The following is a 21120-nucleotide window of genomic DNA, read 5'->3' on the forward strand; positions in this document are numbered from 1 at the left end:
TAATGACCAAGGTGACACAGTTTACTTTGTCACAATCAGCATGAAACTCTCAGAAAGCCCAATCACGCAACACAGCTTTAATGGTCACAAATTCTTTCTCAAGCGAGATGACTTGCTTCACTCCCACTTTTCCGGGAATAAAGCGCGTAAATTCATGATGCTTCTTGAAGAACAAAACCCGGACATTACTACGCTTGTCAGTTACGGTTCGGCTCAGTCCAATGCCATGTACTCTCTGGCTGCTCTCGCAAAAATTAAAGGTTGGACCTTCGAGTTTTATGTCAACCATATCCCTTCATGGTTAAAAGATACGCCAATCGGTAACTATCGAGGTGCGGTGGATTTGGGCATGCGAATAACCGCAATGCATGACGTCGGCAGTAATCTTCACCCTAGCCAATACATTACTGAAGTCCGTGGTTTGGACAACAAGACGCTTTTTATTCCTGAAGGAGGAAGAACTCAGATCGCGGAAGGTGGAGTAAAACAACTCGCGCGGGAGATTCTTTACTGGACTCGTTTTAGTGCTAAAAAGCGGTTCACTGTTGCCCTCCCTTCAGGCACCGGTACAACAGCGTTGTATCTGCACAAACATTTGAGTCCACATGGAATTGAAGTGCTGACCTGTCCCTGTGTAGGAGATAGAAACTACTTAATTGAGCAATTCAATATACTTGAGGAGTCAAGTCATCCTACGATTTTGTCAGTGCGTGATAAGCACCATTTCGGTCGTCTGTATAAAGAGGATTATGAGACCTGGAAAACCTTGTACGAGCAAACGGACCAGGAGTTTGATCTCCTTTACGATCCGTACATGTGGCAGTGTTTGGCTCATTGGTTACAAGAGAATCAAGATAAGACACTGATCTATATCCATCAAGGAGGGTTACTTGGCAACGAATCGATGCTGCCAAGATATCAGCGAGAATTTGACTAACGCGGACTTGTATAACTATTTAACTTGTGGGAACTATTTAATCAGCGCCAGAATATCCTTAAATTCTGGTGCTCGGCAGTCTTCCACCATTTCGTACAAGCACATTTCCAAACCGGTCAGAACCACACCATTGGCAGTTAATTTTGCTAAAGCAAGCGCTTTGTTCGCGGCATTGCGAGAAGAAACGCAGTCCGTCACCAGTTCAACTCGATACCCCAATTGGCGCAAAGAGAGTGCGGTTTGGTAAACGCAGATATGTGTCTCGATTCCACAGACTAACCAAGTGTCGACTTTCGCGTTTTCCACCGCCAGTTTAAACCTTTCCTCTTTACAACCATCAAATGTGTATTTGGTAATTGGCAAAGTATCTTTCTCCAACACTTGTCGGATGGGTTCGGATGTCGCCCCTAGTCTCTCTGGGTTTTGTTCCACCCACAGAACAGGTAAATTCAACGCTTTCGCACCTTTGACCAGCTTAGTGATATTGTCAATGAGCGTGTCACTTTCATGCATTAATGTCGCGAGTTTGCCCTGCACATCGACGACGATCAAACCCGTATTAGCTCTCGATAACATCCTCTCTCCTTTGCTTGGTGGTCGTTCTCAAATGAAACTGGCTGAATATCGATAATGGCTCAATACTCGCTTTGATTGGAGTGGTCGAGATGCAAAACTGAGGCTCGATCACACTATTTTGATTCAGACTTTAGCTAAATGAGTTACTGATTTTTAGTGCAAAGCTAACCAATAATAATCACGGTTATACTCGAATAATTAAAATTAATAAACATCTCATAACAGCATCTATTTATTCGAAGTTTCACATGTATAAATTAACAATACTTAAATAAACATAATAAACTGGTTACTTATAAATGTGCGTCTAAATTAAATTACCAATATCTAATATTAATCTATAATTAAATCACTCTAATTCTCAGTTGTATTAAATTGAGGTAATAAAACATGAAGTCAGCTTTTTATATTTCAACTCTTATTTCCGTAAGCTGCTCTTTTGGTGTATTCGCAGCAGATGATTCACAAGCTTTATTGGCAGACGCTTTGAGTGCTGCTCCTCCAACCATTCGAGATAAAGTGACGGTGATGGACTGGAACAACAATGTTCTGCAAGAAGGCTCCAGTCAATATACTTGTTTCCCAACGCCACCTCAGTTAAACGGTGTTGCTCCAATGTGTATGGATGGGCCTTGGATGGAGTGGGCTGATGCCTGGATGAATAAGAAGCCTTTCCAGGCTAAAGCGTTGGGTATTTCTTATATGTTAGCGGGTGATGGCGGCGCAAGTAATACCGACCCTTATGCAGAAGGCAAAACCGATGATAATCAGTGGATAGTCGAAGGCCCGCATTTGATGATCATCACTCCAGATCAAGCGTTACTCGACTCATTGCCGACCGATCCTAAGTATGGTGGCCCTTATGTGATGTGGAAAGGCACACCGTATGCGCATATTATGATTCCAGTCGGAGCCAGACCGTAAAGCTTTATATCAATCCGATACTCGCAATGAAATAAAGCAGACTCAATGCGAAATTTAGTGAGTCTGCTTAATCAATGAATTACGTATCAGCGTTTTGTTTATAGAGGCTTAACGTTCGTTGCACACGGACCTTTTTGACCTTGCCCTACTTCAAATTCTACTTTCTGACCATCACTCAACGATTTATATCCATTCATCTTTATTTCCGAGTGATGAACGAACAAATCTTTGCTCCCATCATCCGGCGTAATGAACCCAAACCCTTTATCTCCATTGAACCACTTAACTATTCCTGTACTCATATTCTCAATCTTCATATTTGGTGAACTATGAATGACGTTCCTTGCTATCACCATTACAAGAGCCGCTTTGTTTAAATTTCATATTGACTCATTGACTCAAAACTAAGCCAATTGATTAAGTCGAAATAAAACTATATGTAACCATTAGCTCAATATGGACAATTGGCAAGCAATTTACTGAATAAATTTGGCAAGTTGTCGTGAAATTAGTCATGTAGAAGATCACCTCTGGGCTTCTGTCACACTTACAACAAGCGGTTCTTGTACTGCTCAGGTGTCATACCAGAATATTTTTTAAACATTGCAATGAAAGGACTGGCTTGATTGTAACCTAAGGTAAGAGCAACTTCTTTTACCGTTTGCCCCTTGCGCAGCAACTCCATGGAGTGCAAATACCGTACGCGTAAACGCCATTCGGTAAAACTCATCCCCAACTCACTCTGGCAATGACGCGCCAATGTTCTCTCTGTGGTATGCACTTTTGCAGCCCATTCAGCCAAGCTGACATCGTCCGTTGGTGATTCTTCAACCGCTTTCAGGATAGGTTGTAAATATTTGTTGTCTGTCGTAGGTAAGAAATGATGCTCTACTTCTTGCTTTGCCAGTTGATCAAGCAGGACTTTTACCAAACGCTTGTCTTCATCGCTTTTCGCTACATTGATGTCACGCTGACGAAAGTCCTCAATAATGGCAGCAATAATCGGCGTGACCTTAATTAAACTCGTTTTGGTTGGGAAATGTTCCGTTAAGTCGGGAGAAATATTTAGCGAACAGTATTCGATCGGTTTACGGTTATAGCTGGTATGGCGTATACCCGCTGGCACCCAGATAGCCAAATGTGGTGGTGCTAAAAATCGAGTATCTTCTGCATCCATTTCCAAAATGCCGCCGCTGATCAATTGCACTTGTCCCCAGGGATGGCTATGAATTCGAGTTTCGGTATTGGACAAAAACGCTTCGAAATTCATAAACACATCGGATGGTGCTCGGTCGATTGATAATGATGGATGAAGGTTTCGAGAACTCTTTTTCAAAATTGTCTTCCTATCGCTCACTATGTCTTTTTAAAGATACTTTTCATTATAAAGACCTGCCAGACTATCATCATCAGTTAGCGCGCGATAGGGTTCACATGGTTTATTTACTTCCGTTTTTTACTGTCATGATTTGGGGCGGAAATGCTATCGTCAACAAAATGGCCTCTAGCACAATTGAACCAAGTGCCATGAGTTTCTACCGCTGGCTCGTCGCCATGCTGATCCTGACCCCGTTTTGTCTGCCCGCTGTGATTAAGCAACGACACTTAATTCGACCTTATTTGCCAAAACTGGCTTGTCTTGCTCTGCTTGGCATGGTTTTAAACCAATCTCTGGGTTACTACGCAGGGTTAACGACTTCTGTTTCCAATATGGCACTGATTACTTCGTTGGTACCTCTGATCAGCGTGTTTTTAAGTGTCCCTTTGCTTGGTAAATCGATTTCTAAATTGAGTATTGTTGGTGGCTTGATTTCATTGTTCGGGTTGGCCTATATGCTTGGTCAGGGAGATGTCGCCTACTTCTTACATCAGGATATCACTCAAGGTGACAGCTTAATGCTACTCGCGGCGTTAGTTTACGCTGCTTACTGCGTACTGTTAAAACGCTGGAAGATGCCATTCAACAGCCTCACACTGGTTTACATGCAAGGTTTCTTTTCTGTAGCCATGCTGGTGCCATTATGGCTGACGAGTGAGCAACTTTTACCAAGCCAAGAGGCACTACCACTCATTGCTTACGCCGGTATTGCTGCGTCGATTTTCGCGCCGTTCATGTGGGTAAAAGCAATCGATCTGATCGGAGCCGATTCCAGCGCAATGTTTATGAACCTGTTGCCAGTCGTTTCTGTTTTATTGGCATCAACGCTACTGGGCGAACAGATCCACCTCTACCACATTATTGGTGGTATGTTTGTTGTCTCGGGCGTTATTCTTTCGCAAATAAGAGTACGTAAAAAGGGCCACAATCTCCCCCAAAAACTACCCTCAGCTGCAGCTTAACAGACAAATGACCGGCGTTTAAGTCACCGTGCAAGAGCAAGAGAAGGCAAACTCTTCACGTTCAAACCATCACATCTCGTAACCGGGAAATGAGTTGAGCTAATCAGCCATGAAAACAGTTAATCAAATGTAACTTAATTAACATTTAAATTACATTAAGTGTGTTTTTATTATTCCTGAATCCACAAGTAGGACGAAAGAATGAAGAAACATGACGCAACGTTAGCAAGTTTTACTCATATGGAAGATGGTACTGCACAGGATTGGCAGATCATCGCTCATCATTTTATCGGCTATGCAGCGGAGTTACCGGATAGAATCATCAAGCACCTACAGCTGCTTGATGGCGATTTCGGTGGTTTCCCGGTCGATCGACTCACGCACAGCTTACAATGTGCAACGCTAGCGCATCGAGACGGCAAGGACGACGAATATGTGGTTTGCGCTCTTTTGCATGATATTGGCGATACGCTAGGCTCTTACAACCATCCGGACATTGCCGCAACGATTCTTGAGCCATTTGTGAGCGAAGAAAATCACTGGATGATCAAACATCATGGCATCTTCCAAGGGTACTATTTCTTCCATCATTTGAATATGGATCGGGATATGCACAAAACTTACATCGATCATCCCTGCTACGAACGTACTGTCGAGTTTGTCAGCCAATATGATGCGCCTGCATTCGATCCTCAATTAGATACCCTACCGTTGGAATTCTTTGAGCCAATGATCCGTAAAGTGTTCGCACAACCAGTTCGTTCAATCTACAAGCAGGCACAAGACAAACTCACCACGGCATAACAGAGAAGTATTATGAACTCATCGATTAGAAATCAAGTTTCAGAACAAGAGTGGCAATTGCGAGTTGAGTTGGCGGCCTGCTATAGATTAGTTGCTGAATTTGGCTGGGACGACTTAATCTTTACCCATATCAGTGTAAGAATTCCGGGGGCTGAAAATCACTTTCTTATCAACCCTTACGGAATGATGTTTGATGAAATCACCGCTTCTGATCTCATCAAAATCGACCAAAACGGTAACATACTGCAAGACACCCCGCATTCAGTCAACCACGCTGGATTTATCATTCACAGCTGCATACATGAGGTTCGTCACGACGTTGGCTGTATCATCCACACTCATACTCGAGCAGGTGTCGCAGTCAGTACACAGAAAGAAGGGATTCTACCCATAAGTCAGCAATCGACCTATGTTCTCTCTTCTTTGGCTTATCATGATTATGAAGGGGTGGCAGTTAGAGAAGATGAACAACCGCGTTTACAACGAGATTTAGGAGATGCCAACTTCCTGATATTACGTAATCACGGCTTGTTAACTGTAGGTAAAACAGTGGCTGATGCCTTTTTGTCCATGTATGCTCTGGAAACCACCTGCCAAATTCAGCTAGCGGCGCAATCCGGAGGAAGCAAGCTCATTCATATAGAGCCTAAGATTGTCAGCTCAATAACAGAGGCAGTAAAAACACAAGGCGTCGATGGTTCAATCGTATGGCCCGCATTACTGCGTAAACTCGATCGCATCGACCCGCGTTATAAAGACTAGGCTCGCAAATCAACTAAAGCGCCCTATCACCACCTTAGTGGGCGCTTAAATTTGTGTATACAGTGACTGTGTTGACGCAAAATGTAGCGCTTAACAAACTGACTGAGCAGACGAACCACGTGACTTCTCGATAAGGAACACGTGAAATCAAACCACAACTTAGTCTGATATAAAATCGTAGAGCCTCTTTTTTACTACCTAATAATACCCCTCCGGATATTTGATTTTTATCAAACAGAACCGTAATTTTTCCTGAAATTTTTCACACCCGAATTACACTTATATTGATGTTAGGAAAGAGTGAATTAGGAGGTACTTATGAGCTTGGTTCCTCGTGATAGCTGGGCAGATTTATCCCGGTTCTTTGACAATTCATTTCCTGCATTGCGGACACGATTCGAGGAAGGTACTTTTTCTCCACGAGTAGATATCGTCGAAAAAGACCAAGCCTTCGAAGTCACTGCCGATTTGCCGGGAGTGAAAAAAGAAGATATCAAACTTAGTTGCCAGCAAGGTGTGTTATCCATAGAAGCAAGTATCGAAACTAAAAAAGAGACAGAAAAAGAAGGTAAGGTAGTCCACAGTGAACGCTACAGTGGCAAAATGTCTCGAAGTTTTACGCTCGGTAACAACATCAATGTCGAAGAAATTAGCGCTGATTTTGCCGACGGTGTTTTGACTGTCGTGGTACCTAAATTAGCTGGCCGCAGCGAAGAAGAACATCATATTCCGATTCGCTAGCTAAGCGTAAACATAATGCCCTCCGAATCTTGGAGGGCATTTTTACACGCACGGTTCAATATCGAAACGCGTCTCTACGCTGCGATCTTCATTTGATCATTAAGCCAGTCAAAGATCACCGCTGTGACTCGGGGCAAAGTGCTTCCCCCTATTGTCCAGTGACATGCACCTGGCAATTCAACCAAATTCGCCTGCTCCCCATATTTTATTGCAATAGCACGTTGTATTTTTATCGGAGTAATACGATCTTCCGTACCTCCAATTACGAGAATAGGGCATTTAACCTGCTGAGCATCAACCCGAGAAAAACCGCTTTTGAAAAAACCACCTACGCCAATCTGAAACGTTGCCATGCCCGATTCGTAGGTCATATTCTCCATAATCTGCGCCTGAACACTGGCACTTTGCGAGTTAGCAATACCATACCGAACATTACGCTCGCCAACCGCCGTAACTTTGCGCCAAAGTGGAAATATCAATAAGTTACGTCCAAACGTGCGAATAACCGACCAGCTCCAGCCATTAATTCCGCCAGGAGCGGCTGATGAGAGAAGCACTAACTTACTGACTGGCGCTCTGGCCGCCACTAACTGTGCTAATAAACCACCCATTGAGTGCCCAACTAAAATAGGAGCAACATCATACGCCGCCACTTTGGCAACGATAAAATCCACATAGTCTTGCAAAGAAGTCTTTGCAAGTCGGCTTTTATCCGCTTGATCGTATTCGATCTTCTTCTTGTGTTCAGGAAGACAAAGAGACTCCACCTTATACCCATGTGATTCAAAAGCTTGCTTTACTTCTGATAAGGTGTCCCCCGTACTCCACATCCCAGGGATAAGTACCACAGCTGGCTTGGTGCTATCAGGTATGTTCATATTCAAGTCCTTAACTTATGGCAAAGTCGCGTTATGCTGTCGCTTCAACATCCTGAACCATCGTTCTCTGTTGGTTTGCAGCAAGAGAAAACTGCAGAACACCATCTTCTATCGGATCTTCAGTCAACGCTTTCTTGTCTTTACCGTAGTGCATAGTGACAACCCAAGGTCCATCTTTACCCTGTCTCGGCATTCTTTCTTTTGCTCGCTCCATGTACCCGGGAGCAAAACCATCCAACATGCTGATACCCGTGCTTGAACCATCAGTATCCACTGCTCGGACTTCCTTATACCCATTCTGATCCATATGTGTGAATAAGTTACATAAATAACGACCACCGATATCTGCTTTTAGCGTCCACGGCGCATTGGTATAACCGAAAATCCAGCCGTAATTTGGCACCCCTTCAATCATGATCCCTTTATAAATCATTCTATCTGGAACGTTGATTGGCTCACTATTTAACAGGAACTCCATCCCTCCCATTAACTGTACGTCTAATCCCGTCGCAGTAACAATCAGGTCAGCATCCAGATGCTGCCCTGATTTCAGCATGATGCCTTTTTCCGTAAAGTGATCGACATGATTAGTCACAATATCAGCTTTACCTGAACGTAACGTTTTGAAAAAGTCACCATCCGGAGCTGCACACAAGCGTTGCTCCCACGGATTGTAATTTGGAGTGAAATGGGTCATATCAAAATCAGGGCCGAGTTGCTTACGTACATGAGACAACAAGACCTTGCGCATCCTGCTTGGCCATTTCCTACATGCCAGATACATTCCTCGCTGCATCAAAATATTGCGTTTTCTAATTAGGTTAAAAACCCATTTTTTTGGAAGGAATCGATTGAGAAATATCGAAACTTTATCTGTGTTTGGAACCGACATGATGTAGCTTGGCGAGCGTTGAAGCATCGTAACCCCAGCAGCATTTTTCGCCATGCTAGGAAGGAGAGTAATCGCTGTCGCACCGCTGCCAATCACCACGACTTTCTTACCTGAATAATCCAATTCCTCTGGCCAAAACTGAGGATGAACAATATCGCCTTTAAACGATTCTTCCCCTTCAAAGTGAGGTCGATATCCTTTATCAAAATTGTAGTAGCCAGCACAATTGACTAAAAAGGCACAAGTGAATGTTTTCTCTTCACCAGTCGACTCTTCGGTAGCAATCACTGTCCAACGCTGCTTGGCATCAGACCAGTCTGCGCTGGTGATAACCAATCCATATTGCACTTTATCTTCAAAGCCAAACTCTTGCGCCGTTTCGACAACGTATTCCCTGATACTTTTGCCTTCAGCTAAAACTTTATCGGAATACCAAGGTTTAAAATCAAATCCGAAGCTCGTCATATCTGAATCAGAACGAATCCCCGGGTAGCGAAATAGGTCCCAGGTGCCGCCCATTCGTGCTCTACGTTCAATTATGGCAAGCGTTTTATCAGGATGTTCTGACGTTAGGTGGCAAGCTGTTCCAATCCCTGAAAGGCCAGCCCCGATGATGATAGTGTCGTAGTGTGCAGCGGTCATAGCGTTTTCCTTTTGTCGTTATTATTGACTAAACATTGCTAAATATTTCAGAAAGGACAGAAAACAATATTGATGAATGACGACTATTTTTTGATTAAACACGACAATGTTACTAGAATGTTAATTCCGTTTATTTTACTGAACTGTTACAGCGATATGATGGACGAATTAAGACAAAGGAGTCATAGTGCATATTTTAATTAGAGCGACAAACCTTCGTGGGTACGACAATCTGACGCAATCTTTGGGTGGAGATCCACACGCTTTACTCTCGAAATATCACATCCCTAGTGCAGATAAACGGGGTGACGATTCCTTTCTGATCTTTCGTAATATGATTGCCTTGCTGGAAGACACGGTAACGTCTCTCGAATGCCCTGACTTTGGGCTGCGGCTCGCCGACTATCAAGGTATGGGCATACTTGGCCCAATTTCGGTGATTGCACGCAGCTCAGCTACCGTTGGTGACGCACTGGAAAATATATCCAGTTACTTACACCTGCATTGTTCCGCGTTAACGACCAAGCACATCGTTCAGACAAAGGGACAAGTAAGAACAATAAGACTGGAATACAGCGTAGAAGGCCGTGGTATCGATTACTCAGTACAGTGTTATGAGCTTGGGTTGGCGAATGCAATGCAAGTGATGAAGTTATTATGTGGCAACGATTTTAAACCCATCTCTGCGCACTTTATGCACCCGCAACTGGGAGATGAGGCAGCGTATCAAAAAGTATTTGGTTGCCCGATCGAGTTCAATCAGAACTGGTGTGGATTTGTCCTTCCAGAATCTGTGTTCGTCACTCCGCTATCCAGCGAAGATGAGCAAACCTGCAAATTGGCTAGACACTACCTGGATTCACAACCCATTCCCTTCGCCAGTTCCGTTTCTGATGATGTAAGAAGGTTAATTCGAGGCCTGCTTCCTACTGGTCATTGCAGCACCGAAGCCATCGCCTCACACCTCTCTATGCACAAAAGAACCCTGCAACGGAAACTCGCTCAGGAGAACACAACCTACGAGCAAATCTTAATGAACGAGAGACAAGTTATTGTGACAAAGTACTTGAAAGATCCAAACCTCAAGTTGAGCCAAATAAGTGGACTATTGGGATATTCTGAACAAGCCACCTTTAATCGTGCCTGCCGAGTTTGGTTCGGCGTTACTCCGAGAACTTACCGAACACAGCTGCTGAAAGATATCACTGTCAGATAAAGAAAAGTAAAAGCAGCGATTACACATAAAATTTAAAAAGTAACCCACTGCGTCCAAACGGTAAGAAAACCGTGTCTCTTACCGTTTGTTTTAATGGATGTGTGGAAGATTATTCAGCAAATGCTGCGTCGATATCATTCCAATCAGCGATCTTAAAGTTCTGATTATCATACTCATAACCAGCATTTACGTTAAAGCCATCCTGAGCAATGAAAAATCCGTGAGGGAATAGATCTCCTACCGAGTTTGAAACTGCGTGAATCCCATCCGTTTCGCTCGCACCATCCAAACCATTTTCATCATCTGCCACCAGCGCGAAACTACCAACATATTGATAAGATTCATCAATGTTGTATACCGCGTAAGTGTGATTGCCCTGACTAGAAACAATCAGATAGTTAACCGTGCCGTTATTGTAAATAGTGATACCTTCAGCGTCGGCAACAAGTTGCTCTCCATCTACTGCAATGATCATCTCGCCATCAGTTGATGCTGACTCATCCGCTGAGAACTTCCAGACACCGACATCTTCTTCTCCGACATACAAGGTTGCCGTTGCATCGTCAACAACACAGCCTTCTGGTTGACTATCCACTTTAAGGCGACGAACGATACTGCCTTCAATACCTGATTGTTGAACCGTTAAGCGCCATTGTTCAATATCTCCGCTCTTGCCGTTGATAAAGATATAGGGTGTACCGTCAGAAGATTGATAGGTACACAAACCATACACTTCGTTGAGTTCAGATTTTAACTGAGCCACTTCTTCATGCGCATTCTCACCCACGGCGTCCAGCTCAACAATCGGGTTCTGACTTTCCTTCGCCTCTTGGATTCTATACAGCGCGATGGTGTTAAATTCACGATTACTCGCTGCTGCCAATGCAAAGCTGTTCCCGTTTGTATCAATGACTGACTGGATAATATCGACATTGTTTGGCTCCCCTTCATTGAGATATTGAAGTTCCGCGCCATTCAGGTCGTAAGCCATTAAACCACCCTGCTTATTGGTCGCAATAATCAGGCTGTTTTCCGGTGAACTTTCATTGAGCCAAAACGCAGGATCGTCCGCCGCATCGCCATCGTCATCGTCATCGACAGGATCGGTTTCTCCAATCACTTTAACCAGTGCAATACCAGTCGAACTTAGGTTTTCAGGACTCAGTACCTGAGAAATTTGAGTATCGCTCATTGAGCTTGCTTGATTCAGCGTTTCGTAGCTCAACTGCTGATAAACCGGCTCATTGGTTTCTGAATTCGCTACCCAAATACCATCATCTGCAACACTTAGCGATTTAATCTCATCTACGCCGTCTAGATGAATATTTGCAGCAAGTTGCCAGTCATCGCGTCGATACAGCATCATTCCTTTGCCTTCATCACCGACAATCAAATAACCATTACCGTCAGCCATGTACAGAAGGTCTAAAGCTTCTATTTCTTGCAGGTTACCCAGAGGCTCAATACCATCGACCAGACGTCGGGAGTTGATGTCTTCAGGATCCGCACCATACGCCCAAATACCAACATCTTGCTCGGCAACATATAACGTGGCGGTTTCATCATCAACAATACAAGCACTTAATTCTCCACCCACCTCTAGCTCGCGAACTGCGATAGGCGCACCTGCATCATCGGTCAGAATACTTTTTATTTCGCCATTTTCGTATTTCAATTTGTACTGCAGTGCAACGCCTTCTTCGGTTACGCCCGTTAACAACAGCGCTCCATTGGTTGTATTTTTCTGCAGACAAACACCTTCTGCTGCATAGTTTGTCGCGAGCGTTCCAATTTTTTCCAATACCACGCCATTGTCATAACCGATAGAATAGAAGCCAAAACTGTTGTCATCCGGTTGTGCCAGTGCGAGTACATCCACCGATTCACCGCCAGAAGCACTGATATCGTAGCGGATATCCGCCCCAGTAATTTCTTGCCCTTCAAGCTTTGCTAACTGAATACCTGACGGGTTATATACAGCCAGCCCCTCCCCTTCCAGTGTGACAAACAATAAGCTGTTTTCACGGTTGTCACTATTGATCCAGTAGGCTGAGTCGCCGATGTCATCGTAGCTAGTATCTGTCGTTACCGAAGTCTCGAGCAATTCTGCTTCTACTGTGCTGGCACTTTGCGCTTCTACATAAACGGTTTCGGTATCTTCCAAATCACAGCCACTCAAAAGCGCAGCAACGATGATTGAACTAAGTATTGAACGACGCATTTTTCTCTCCATGTATTTAAGTCAGGAGAGAATCTAGGTACACCGGGTGAAGGATTTATGACAAAAAACTAAATTACAAATTAATATCAATGATTTAGAAAACAAAAACTGACTTAATGAGCTTTTCGGACTAAGGATAAATCTACGTAATGTCTTATCACGTCTATCGATAAATTGTCACATTGATATGACAACATACGTTGCCTGAGCTTTTCGGACTTTTATCAATCTCCACGCTTCAAAAGAGCATTTACCAGCCTTATACACTCCCAGATGAAAATAAAAAACCTAATTACCCAATTTAACTATCGAGTCTTCGACATCTTTTACGGACTACGCTGTCACCGATTTTGGCTGGTGATACTTGTCATTTCTCTGTCTGTTCTCTTTGCTTTTAACTACCTAAATGGCTATGTAAAACAACGAGAGCAACTGGACTGGTTAGATATTATCGGGGAGGGTTCTTCGGCCATAATGGTGTTAGTCTGGGTACTGGTTATCCTCTCAACCCGCACTCCAGGAAAGATTACCAACTATTTTTCTCTTGGTTTCATTTGTATCCTGCTGTCTTTATCTCAAGATCTTATCGACGAATTTATTAAGCTTGAGTCTTACACGATTGTCGGCAACATCATGGAGTGCATGCTGATTGGCTTAGGCATGGTGACGTATGCGTTTTGGCAATGGCGGAAAGAGCTTTTGGTCATCAATAATTACATTTCTCAACGACGCAAACTGAATCCAAGAACGCCGATTCATGCAGAGAACTATCGCCTCCCAGATGTCAGCTACCTTCATCGGGCACTGATGGGTACAAAGCTTGCTCCCAAGCTCAACGAGCCTACTTTTCTGTTGGTGATTAATTTAATCAATGAGCGACAGTTTGTTCATTCCTTGTCCCCTACGGAAGTAAACAGGCTACATATTTCAATTTCAGAGCTTTTATTTATCACAGCCCGAAGTTGCGATTTAGTGTGTCACTGCGCCGCACACCGTTACCTGATTCTGATGGAAAATGGTGATGACAAAGAGGCTTCACAATTCGCACGTCACCTGGAAAAGTTACTAAATAATTTTGTTTTCTATCTGGATTCAGGTGATTTTGTTGAACTTGAATGGCAATTCAGCCTGACACAAAGCCAGAAGCGTGCTCATACACCACAGTCAGCTCAGAAACTGATTGATGACTCTCTGAAACCATTTATACAAAGCTTCTAAAGGTATCAGCGTGAAAGGAAGTCATGCTCTCGTACCACATTGGTCTGAGCGGAATGAAAAAGTAGTGCCAGCAAGACACCACATCGCTTTGTTGCTTGATTTACTCAACAACAGAGGTGTCAATATGCACTACGCGCTACGAAATACAGGCATATTTTACGAAGACTTGATTGAGTGTGACTTAATGGTGAGTCCTTCCCAACTTGCTCGCCTGATTCATAATGTAGCTAAACTGGAGCAGTTTCCTGAATTGAGTTTTCTGTTTGGCAAACAGCTTATTCCCGGTGCTTTTTCAGATTCGAGTCACCTTATCGTTCATGCTAGGACAGTCAGAGAATTACTTGGGAATTTCGTGGCTTATTCTGAGGTTTATTTTCCCTTAGTCAAACTCCGCGAGCGGCGAGATGATACGGGTATCTACTTGTTTGAAGAGGATCCTTTTGGTGAAGCGAATTCATTAAGTAGCGGGGCGCGTATTGTCTACCGTCGGTGGTTAATAGAGTATGTCTTTACTTCCATTATTTCTGCCACCAATTGGCGCGCGAATGAAAAGCTCCCTTGGTCTGTAAAAGTAGACTGGAACAAACCATCGTGGCAGGAGCAATATGATGTTTACTGGGGCATAGTCGACTTTAGGCAGTCAATGCCTTCAATCCACCTTCCTAATGAATGTCTGGAGTTAACCATATCGGAGCGATCTTCAACACTCTACAAGGTCGCTCAACAAACCACATCTCTGCGACCTTGTGGCTTGCTGAGTTATATCCGTGAGCAATTTCGTCAAAATCAACAACAGGTTCCGTCACTCAATGATCTATCTGAAGTGATGAATATGAGCCCAGCGACACTGAAAAGGCGACTTAAAAATCACAACAGCACTTATCGTTCACTTCTCAACGATATTAATCGTCAGAACGCCCTTTACCTACAAGATATTCATCAGTTGGATGATGTCCAGATTGCACACAAAATGAACTTTTTCGATGTCAGTAACTATCGACGAGCAGTCAGAAGGTGGAGTTCAAGCTGAGCTTCGCATTCAAATAAAAATGATATAAAAAAGGACACGTTTCAGTGTCCTTGAGCTCGCAATCTTGAAGCTGTTTTCTACATTAATGGTTCGGGTTTTTGTCCTTACTACACTCTTTAGGCTTTTTGGATTCTAGTGAGCTGGTATCCATCTCTTGCCCTTCCCAACTAATTACCGTCAGTTTATTACCATTTGGTACTGCCTTAACGATACCAGTATTGTGTAACCCCTGAGTGAGTGCGAACGTGAGATCCACATTGTCTGCCAACGAAGGCATTGACCAGCCGATCGAAGCACCGTGAGAAACAATAGCGATAATGCCGTCATCACATTCATGCTTTTTGATGATATTTTTATAACCAGGAACAGTTCGAGACAACATATCCTCCAACGACTCACCTTCAGGTCCGCTTACTGATAGTTTGGCGCTGGTATCACCGCTGATCCACTGAGGTATCACGTCATACATAGCATTCAGGACGTCCTCCTGCGAATAACTTGCTGGTACGGCAGGATCCCACTCTCGAATTGCAGGAACAACGATTGGTTCTGGCTGGTCAGTTTCTGCAGTAATGTAATATGCAGTTTGAATGGTGCGCAAAGCATTACTACTGTATAAACGTTTAATTGGTTCGTTAACGAGCCCTTGAGCGAGAACGGCTGCTTGTTGGCGTCCAATATCCGTTAGCTCGTTTAGATAATTTGGATCAGGGTTATGAGCATTGGCAACGCCAATATTCCCTTCAGTCTCTGCATGACGAATAAACCAGTACTCCACTTCCGCTGACGCAGGTAGGCTAAACGTTAGTGCACTGCATGCCGCAGCTGAAAATAGGATTTTACGAATCATTTCTTTTCTCTGTCCTTGTGATTAAAGAGACACGAAATTTATAGGGAAGTTATGACAGATTTGTTTCCCATATACTTCAGAAACGTTACGTTGATAGGTTTGTTGATACTGCTTCATACGAGAGAGCTGAACAACTGAATAGTTGCACGACAAAGTTTAGCAAAGTCACATATAAGGTTTTGCTGTAGGTGGATAAAAATATACCCAAGCATCTAAAGATGGCTTGGGTATATTAGCGTTGTGTATTTAAATCGAGGTTAGCTCTTCATTAAACAGCAGCGAATGCTTTCGCTACTCGTTCAACATTCTGCTCGTTTAGTCCCGCAAGACACATACGGCCACTGTTGATTAGATAGATACCGTGTTCCTCACGAAGCTTCTCTACTGTTTCCTGAGAGAAACCGGTGTAGCTGAACATGCCTTTTTGCTTAACTAAGAAGCTAAAGTCATTTTCAGGACACAGATTTTTTATCTGTTCATGCAGGGTTTCACGCATAGTCAGAATACGGCTACGCATACCTTCAACTTCGCCAATCCACTGAGCCTTAAGCTCTTGCGTATTCAGAACGTTCGAAACGACGACTGCACCGTGTTTAGCCGGGCTTGAGTAGTTACGACGAACCGTTGCTTTTAACTGACCAAGAACGCGAGACGCTTCTTCATCGTTGCCACATACTACAGACAAGCCACCAACACGCTCACCATAAAGTGAGAAAGTTTTAGAGAATGAGTTACTTACGAAGCTCACCACTTCTTTTTCTAGCGCAATTTTGCGAATAACGTACGCATCAGGGGCAATACCTTCACCATAACCTTGATACGCCATATCAAAGAATGGGATCAGTTTTTGTCCTTTCACAACATCGATCACTTTGTCCCATTGCTCGTTGGTGAGATCAACGCCCGTTGGGTTGTGACAGCAAGGATGAAGAAGAACGATGCTTTGTGCTGGCAGAGCTTTTAGCGCTGATACCATGCCATCAAAATCCAGCATCTTCGTTTCAGGATTAAAGTAAGGGTACGCACCTACTTCAAACCCAGCGCCAGCAAAAATGGCATTGTGGTTTTCCCAAGTCGGGTTACTTACCCATACTTTGGAATTCGGAAAATAGTTGTGTAGGAAATCTGCGCCGATCATCAACGCGCCAGATCCGCCTAATGACTGAATCGTTGCCACTCGCTTTTCTTCTAATGCCGGGTGATTTTCACCAAACACTAAATCTTGAACCGCTGCACGGTATGGTGCCAGACCTTCCATTGGCAGGTAAATACAAGGCTGACTTTCTTCTTCTGCTAACTGCTTTTGAGATGCCGCAACTGATGGAAGCGTTGGAATTTTGCCATTTTCATCGTAGTACAGGCCGATACTTAGATTCACTTTTTCAGAACGTTCATCTGCCATAAATTTTTCCATTAGAGACAGAATAGGGTCTCCAGCATAGGCTGTTACATGATTAAGCACTGAAATTCTCCTTGTTACTTATTAACTTGATAACGGTCTGCACGGTGATTTAAACCAATAATAAAGTTCAATATAACACCACATAATATTGATAGAGCCAGTTCGACATAACCGACAACGGACAGAGACACTAACATAATTGTTATGTCTACGCCCATCAAGAACCAACCCGCTCGTAAACCAATTTTATCTTGAAGGTATAAAGCCAAGATATTGAAGCCACCAAGACTGGCTTTGTGACGGAATAAAATGATAAAACCGGTTCCGAATAGAAAACCACCAAAAACAGCGCCATAGAGTGGATGTACATCGCTGAGTTGGACAAAATGGGATTGAGTATTGGTAATAAACGAAACCAAACCTACTGCAGTAAAGGTCTTCAAACAGAACATCCAACCCATCCGACGGATCGCCAAATAGTAAAACGGCAGGTTGACCAGAAAGAATATGGTGCCAAATTCCATATGGAAGTTATAACTGAGGAAAAGTGATAAACCGGCTGTACCACCAGTTACCATACCCACTTGCTTTAAAAACAGCACCCCAAATGAAACCAAGCTTGTTCCCATTAAAAGTGCGAACACGTCTTCAAACCATTTATGGTCTGTGTTCGTCATCGTCGCCTCTGACATTTTCTTAATCCCTTAACTAACACTTTTTCCAGCAATAGACCTATCGCTGGATGACTCACTTCGCAAATTTACATGCGAATTTTGTGCATTATTAATAACACAACGAACACATTGTGCAATTAAAAACTTAATAATGATTTTATCGTGCATGCAATAGAGATTTATTGCACCAAATGTGCAAAGAGCTAAACCATTTTGGTGCAACAATTTATTAGGAATGGAGGGTTGTGCCGTATTCTTTGACGCGCTCAAGCACGACAGAAGTTTTGATATGAGAAATGAGTTTGGTGGTAAAAATGCGGTTGATTAAGTCGTTAAGTGTATTCAAATCTGAGACTAAACATTTTATTAAATAGTCTGCTTCACCTGTGGTTTTAAATACCTCAACGATAGAGACTTCTTTATCTATAAAATTCAGAAACTTATTCGTCTTCTCTTCTTCATGATTAAGCAGTTTAACTTCTATCATTGCAATCACTTCTTGCTGTAGAGCATGCGGTGACAAACGGGCATGGTACCCAAGTATCAAATTATTGTTTTCCAGCGTAATACGTCGACGGGAACATTGCGAAGCCGACAACCCCACAAGTTGACTAAGTTCTTGATTGGTAAGGCGACCATTGTCTTGCAATAGCTGTAGTATTTTTACGTCGAAATCGTCCAGTTCGTTAGCCATGAATCGCTTATCTCCTTTTTAGCTGGTCATGAGTGTAACAACTCCCAGAAATCTCTACTACTTTTCAATTCTCAATTGTCCACTTTTCTGTTTGGCATAGGAATTGCCTTACCGGGTTAAGTTGTGTGTTTACTGTAGATCCAGTAAGGCTACTTACCGTCAAAGTCGTTATGAATAACGTGGGAAATTTTATGAAAGGACACTCAAATCCCGACAATCTACATCGCGGGTTAAAAAATCGTCACATCCAGCTAATTGCGCTTGGTGGGGCAATTGGAACAGGGTTGTTTCTGGGTATCGCTCAGACGATTCAAAGTGCAGGACCTTCCGTTCTGTTGGGCTATGCATTAGCAGGTTTTATCGCTTTCCTTATCATGCGACAGCTAGGCGAAATGGTCGTAGATGAACCAGTCGCAGGTACATTTAGCCATTTTGCTAATCGCTACTGGGGAGAGTTTGCTGGTTTCATGTCCGGCTGGAACTACTGGGTTTTGTATATTCTTGTTGGTATGGCAGAACTAACGGCAGTTGGTATCTATGTTCAATATTGGTGGCCTGAAATTCCTAGCTGGGTTTCGGCGCTGGTGTTCTTTGTTCTGATCAATGCGATCAACCTAACCAATGTAAAAATGTTTGGTGAGGTAGAGTTTTGGTTCTCTCTGATAAAAGTCGCGGCTATTGTCTGTATGATCGGTTTTGGTATTTATCTGCTCACGACTGATAGCGGTAATCCAGAGTCATCCATCACTAACCTTTGGGATCAGGGTGGCTTTATGCCCAACGGTATGTCTGGCCTGACAATGGCTATGGCTGCGATTATGTTCTCGTTTGGTGGCTTGGAGCTTATCGGTATCACTGCCGCTGAGGCGGAAAATCCAGAAAAAAGTATTCCAAAAGCAACCAATCAGGTTATCTATCGTATTCTGATTTTTTACATCGGCTCTTTGGTTGTACTCTTGTCGCTTTATCCTTGGCAGAAAGTCGCCGAAGGTGGCAGCCCGTTCGTCATGATCTTCCATGCTCTTAACAGTGAGTGGGTAGCAAACATTCTCAATATCATCATCTTAACTGCTGCTCTGTCTGTCTATAACAGCTGCGTGTATTCAAATAGTCGTATGCTATTTGGTCTGGCAAAACAAAAGAATGCGCCACAAGCATTACTGAACGTGAACAAGCGTGGCGTACCATTTATTGCGTTGGCAGTTTCTGCTATTTCAACCGGGATGAGTGTCGTAGTGAACTACTTCATGCCGCACGAAGCGTTTGGATTCCTGATGGCATTGGTAGTTTCTGCGCTGGTTCTGAACTGGGTAATTATCTCTGTGACTCATATGAAATTCAGACTGAGCAAGATTAAGCAACGTGAGAAAACCTTATTCCCATCTTGGGGCTACCCAATGACGAACTGGATTTGTCTGGTGTTTCTAAGCGGTATCCTGGTGGTGATGTACATGACGCCAGGCATGCGTTTATCTGTTTATCTTCTACCTGTCTGGCTAGTCGTCATGGCAGTAGCCTATCAGTTTAAGAAACGTTATGTAGCGAAAGATGAAGTGCCGTTGGTCACCGCCGAGACCTCAATCTGATTGTAATTGAATACATAACAAGACTAAGCTGCTGGTGCCTAATAGGAGGCAAACAGCAGCTTCTCCTCTCTATGCTGAAACGTAATGCTATAACGCAAATGGGTAGTTTAGGTAATCCATTTCATACCACCATGAAAATTTTCTCGATGCCATTTGTTAAGTTTAATTTCGTTCGCTAAACGATACGGAAAGGTCGAACAAATCACCACTTACCTACCAATTTTTCTGCTATGACGAGTTTTCTGCAAGTTTTTATCCCCGCCATCAATAAAATTAACGCTCAGCTCAACAGTAACTTCTAACGACACAATTACATGTTTAGGTAAAGAATATGACCAAAGGAAATAGCACTGCTCGACAAGTAGAAGACTTGCTCGGAGTTTGGGACATCCCCGCTGAGGCTTATTATGGCATTCACACTTTAAGAACCTCTGAAAACTTTAAGATTTCAGCCGAAAAAATATCGGACATACCCTCTAGCATCACCGCTAGTGCGCCAAATTTTTTATTTCGCAAGCATGACAATGGTGGCGACATCATGACCCAACGTGCTACAGTCGATGCCCCTAATATTCTCGATCACTTATCTATGGGCTGTAGTTATCGTAAAGAATTTGAAGAAGCCCTATCAGGAGACACTGAATAACCTTAGCGACGGGTTTCACAGGCATAGATTTGGTACAGCACCTGCGGCAAGGAAACTCGCTGACGACCAGCTAGCAAATCGTAGCCC

21 protein-coding genes are annotated in these 21120 nt (G+C 43.3%); 11 read left to right on the plus strand and 10 right to left on the minus strand.

The window, feature by feature from the left end:
- The first annotated feature begins 40 nt into the window (after positions 1-40).
- Entirely contained in the window at positions 41-937 is an 897-nt protein-coding gene (locus tag ACWYU8_RS01315; protein WP_457516456.1) for a 1-aminocyclopropane-1-carboxylate deaminase/D-cysteine desulfhydrase, read from the plus strand.
- A gap of 33 nt (positions 938-970) precedes the next feature.
- Here the strand turns inward: ACWYU8_RS01315 and ACWYU8_RS01320 are convergent, their stop codons facing one another.
- Complete coding sequence (locus ACWYU8_RS01320) at positions 971-1513, minus strand: isochorismatase family protein (protein ID WP_457516458.1); 543 nt, start codon at positions 1511-1513, stop codon at positions 971-973.
- Between the two features lie 390 nt (positions 1514-1903).
- Here ACWYU8_RS01320 and ACWYU8_RS01325 point away from each other — a divergent pair, with 390 nt between their 5' ends.
- On the plus strand, positions 1904-2437 hold the full coding sequence (locus ACWYU8_RS01325; RefSeq protein ID WP_457516460.1) for a hypothetical protein: 534 nt from the start codon (positions 1904-1906) through the stop codon (positions 2435-2437).
- A gap of 98 nt (positions 2438-2535) precedes the next feature.
- On the opposite strand, the gene ACWYU8_RS01330 is transcribed toward ACWYU8_RS01325, so the two are convergent.
- Together ACWYU8_RS01330 and ACWYU8_RS01335 are read right to left on the minus strand one after the other, a co-directional pair.
- Positions 2536-2748 (minus strand): cold-shock protein, encoded by a 213-nt coding sequence (locus ACWYU8_RS01330; RefSeq protein WP_457516690.1) that lies wholly within the window; start codon positions 2746-2748, stop codon positions 2536-2538.
- A 236-nt stretch (positions 2749-2984) separates the two neighbouring features.
- Entirely contained in the window at positions 2985-3773 is a 789-nt protein-coding gene (locus tag ACWYU8_RS01335; protein WP_457516462.1) for an AraC family transcriptional regulator, read from the minus strand.
- A gap of 98 nt (positions 3774-3871) precedes the next feature.
- Here ACWYU8_RS01335 and ACWYU8_RS01340 point away from each other — a divergent pair, with 98 nt between their 5' ends.
- From ACWYU8_RS01340 to ACWYU8_RS01355, 4 genes are all read left to right on the plus strand, one after another.
- Positions 3872-4777, plus strand: a complete 906-nt coding sequence (locus ACWYU8_RS01340; RefSeq protein ID WP_457516464.1) for a DMT family transporter — start codon at positions 3872-3874, stop codon at positions 4775-4777.
- Positions 4778-4978: 201 nt separating this feature from the next.
- Positions 4979-5581, plus strand: coding sequence for an HD domain-containing protein (locus ACWYU8_RS01345; RefSeq protein WP_457516465.1), 603 nt, complete (start codon positions 4979-4981; stop codon positions 5579-5581).
- Positions 5582-5593: 12 nt separating this feature from the next.
- Positions 5594-6343: a class II aldolase/adducin family protein gene (locus tag ACWYU8_RS01350; protein WP_457516467.1), complete on the plus strand. Its 750-nt coding sequence runs from the start codon at positions 5594-5596 to the stop codon at positions 6341-6343.
- Positions 6344-6661: 318 nt separating this feature from the next.
- Positions 6662-7084 carry an Hsp20/alpha crystallin family protein gene (locus ACWYU8_RS01355; protein ID WP_457516469.1) on the plus strand — a complete coding sequence of 141 codons (423 nt, stop codon included), beginning with the start codon at positions 6662-6664 and terminating at the stop codon, positions 7082-7084.
- Between the two features lie 74 nt (positions 7085-7158).
- On the opposite strand, the gene ACWYU8_RS01360 is transcribed toward ACWYU8_RS01355, so the two are convergent.
- Together ACWYU8_RS01360 and ACWYU8_RS01365 are read right to left on the minus strand one after the other, a co-directional pair.
- The gene (locus ACWYU8_RS01360; protein WP_457516470.1) at positions 7159-7962 is read right to left on the minus strand and encodes an alpha/beta hydrolase; all 804 of its coding nucleotides are present in this window, start codon (positions 7960-7962) and stop codon (positions 7159-7161) included.
- A 31-nt stretch (positions 7963-7993) separates the two neighbouring features.
- Positions 7994-9496 (minus strand): flavin-containing monooxygenase, encoded by a 1503-nt coding sequence (locus tag ACWYU8_RS01365; RefSeq protein ID WP_457516472.1) that lies wholly within the window; start codon positions 9494-9496, stop codon positions 7994-7996.
- Between the two features lie 187 nt (positions 9497-9683).
- Between ACWYU8_RS01365 and ACWYU8_RS01370 the strand changes: the two genes are divergently transcribed.
- Complete coding sequence (locus ACWYU8_RS01370; RefSeq protein WP_457516473.1) at positions 9684-10712, plus strand: AraC family transcriptional regulator; 1029 nt, start codon at positions 9684-9686, stop codon at positions 10710-10712.
- A 109-nt stretch (positions 10713-10821) separates the two neighbouring features.
- Here the strand turns inward: ACWYU8_RS01370 and ACWYU8_RS01375 are convergent, their stop codons facing one another.
- Positions 10822-12933: a phytase gene (locus ACWYU8_RS01375; protein ID WP_457516475.1), complete on the minus strand. Its 2112-nt coding sequence runs from the start codon at positions 12931-12933 to the stop codon at positions 10822-10824.
- 273 nt (positions 12934-13206) lie between these two features.
- Between ACWYU8_RS01375 and ACWYU8_RS01380 the strand changes: the two genes are divergently transcribed.
- Complete coding sequence (locus tag ACWYU8_RS01380; RefSeq protein WP_457516477.1) at positions 13207-14151, plus strand: hypothetical protein; 945 nt, start codon at positions 13207-13209, stop codon at positions 14149-14151.
- A gap of 10 nt (positions 14152-14161) precedes the next feature.
- Positions 14162-15181, plus strand: coding sequence for an AraC family transcriptional regulator ligand-binding domain-containing protein (locus ACWYU8_RS01385; protein WP_457516478.1), 1020 nt, complete (start codon positions 14162-14164; stop codon positions 15179-15181).
- Positions 15182-15263: 82 nt separating this feature from the next.
- On the opposite strand, the gene ACWYU8_RS01390 is transcribed toward ACWYU8_RS01385, so the two are convergent.
- From ACWYU8_RS01390 to ACWYU8_RS01405, 4 genes are all read right to left on the minus strand, one after another.
- Positions 15264-16031: a histidine phosphatase family protein gene (locus ACWYU8_RS01390; protein ID WP_457516480.1), complete on the minus strand. Its 768-nt coding sequence runs from the start codon at positions 16029-16031 to the stop codon at positions 15264-15266.
- A 268-nt stretch (positions 16032-16299) separates the two neighbouring features.
- Complete coding sequence (locus ACWYU8_RS01395; RefSeq protein WP_457516482.1) at positions 16300-17493, minus strand: amino acid aminotransferase; 1194 nt, start codon at positions 17491-17493, stop codon at positions 16300-16302.
- Positions 17494-17507: 14 nt separating this feature from the next.
- A complete protein-coding gene (locus tag ACWYU8_RS01400; RefSeq protein ID WP_457516484.1) occupies positions 17508-18125 on the minus strand; it encodes a YitT family protein in 618 nt (205 codons plus the stop codon).
- Positions 18126-18336: 211 nt separating this feature from the next.
- The gene (locus ACWYU8_RS01405; protein ID WP_457516485.1) at positions 18337-18801 is read right to left on the minus strand and encodes an Lrp/AsnC family transcriptional regulator; all 465 of its coding nucleotides are present in this window, start codon (positions 18799-18801) and stop codon (positions 18337-18339) included.
- Between the two features lie 191 nt (positions 18802-18992).
- Between ACWYU8_RS01405 and ACWYU8_RS01410 the strand changes: the two genes are divergently transcribed.
- Together ACWYU8_RS01410 and ACWYU8_RS01415 are read left to right on the plus strand one after the other, a co-directional pair.
- Positions 18993-20387 carry an amino acid permease gene (locus ACWYU8_RS01410; RefSeq protein WP_457516487.1) on the plus strand — a complete coding sequence of 465 codons (1395 nt, stop codon included), beginning with the start codon at positions 18993-18995 and terminating at the stop codon, positions 20385-20387.
- 331 nt (positions 20388-20718) lie between these two features.
- Positions 20719-21033 (plus strand): hypothetical protein, encoded by a 315-nt coding sequence (locus tag ACWYU8_RS01415; protein WP_457516489.1) that lies wholly within the window; start codon positions 20719-20721, stop codon positions 21031-21033.
- The last annotated feature ends 87 nt before the right edge of the window (positions 21034-21120 follow it).

Source organism: Vibrio limimangrovi (assembly GCF_054064025.1).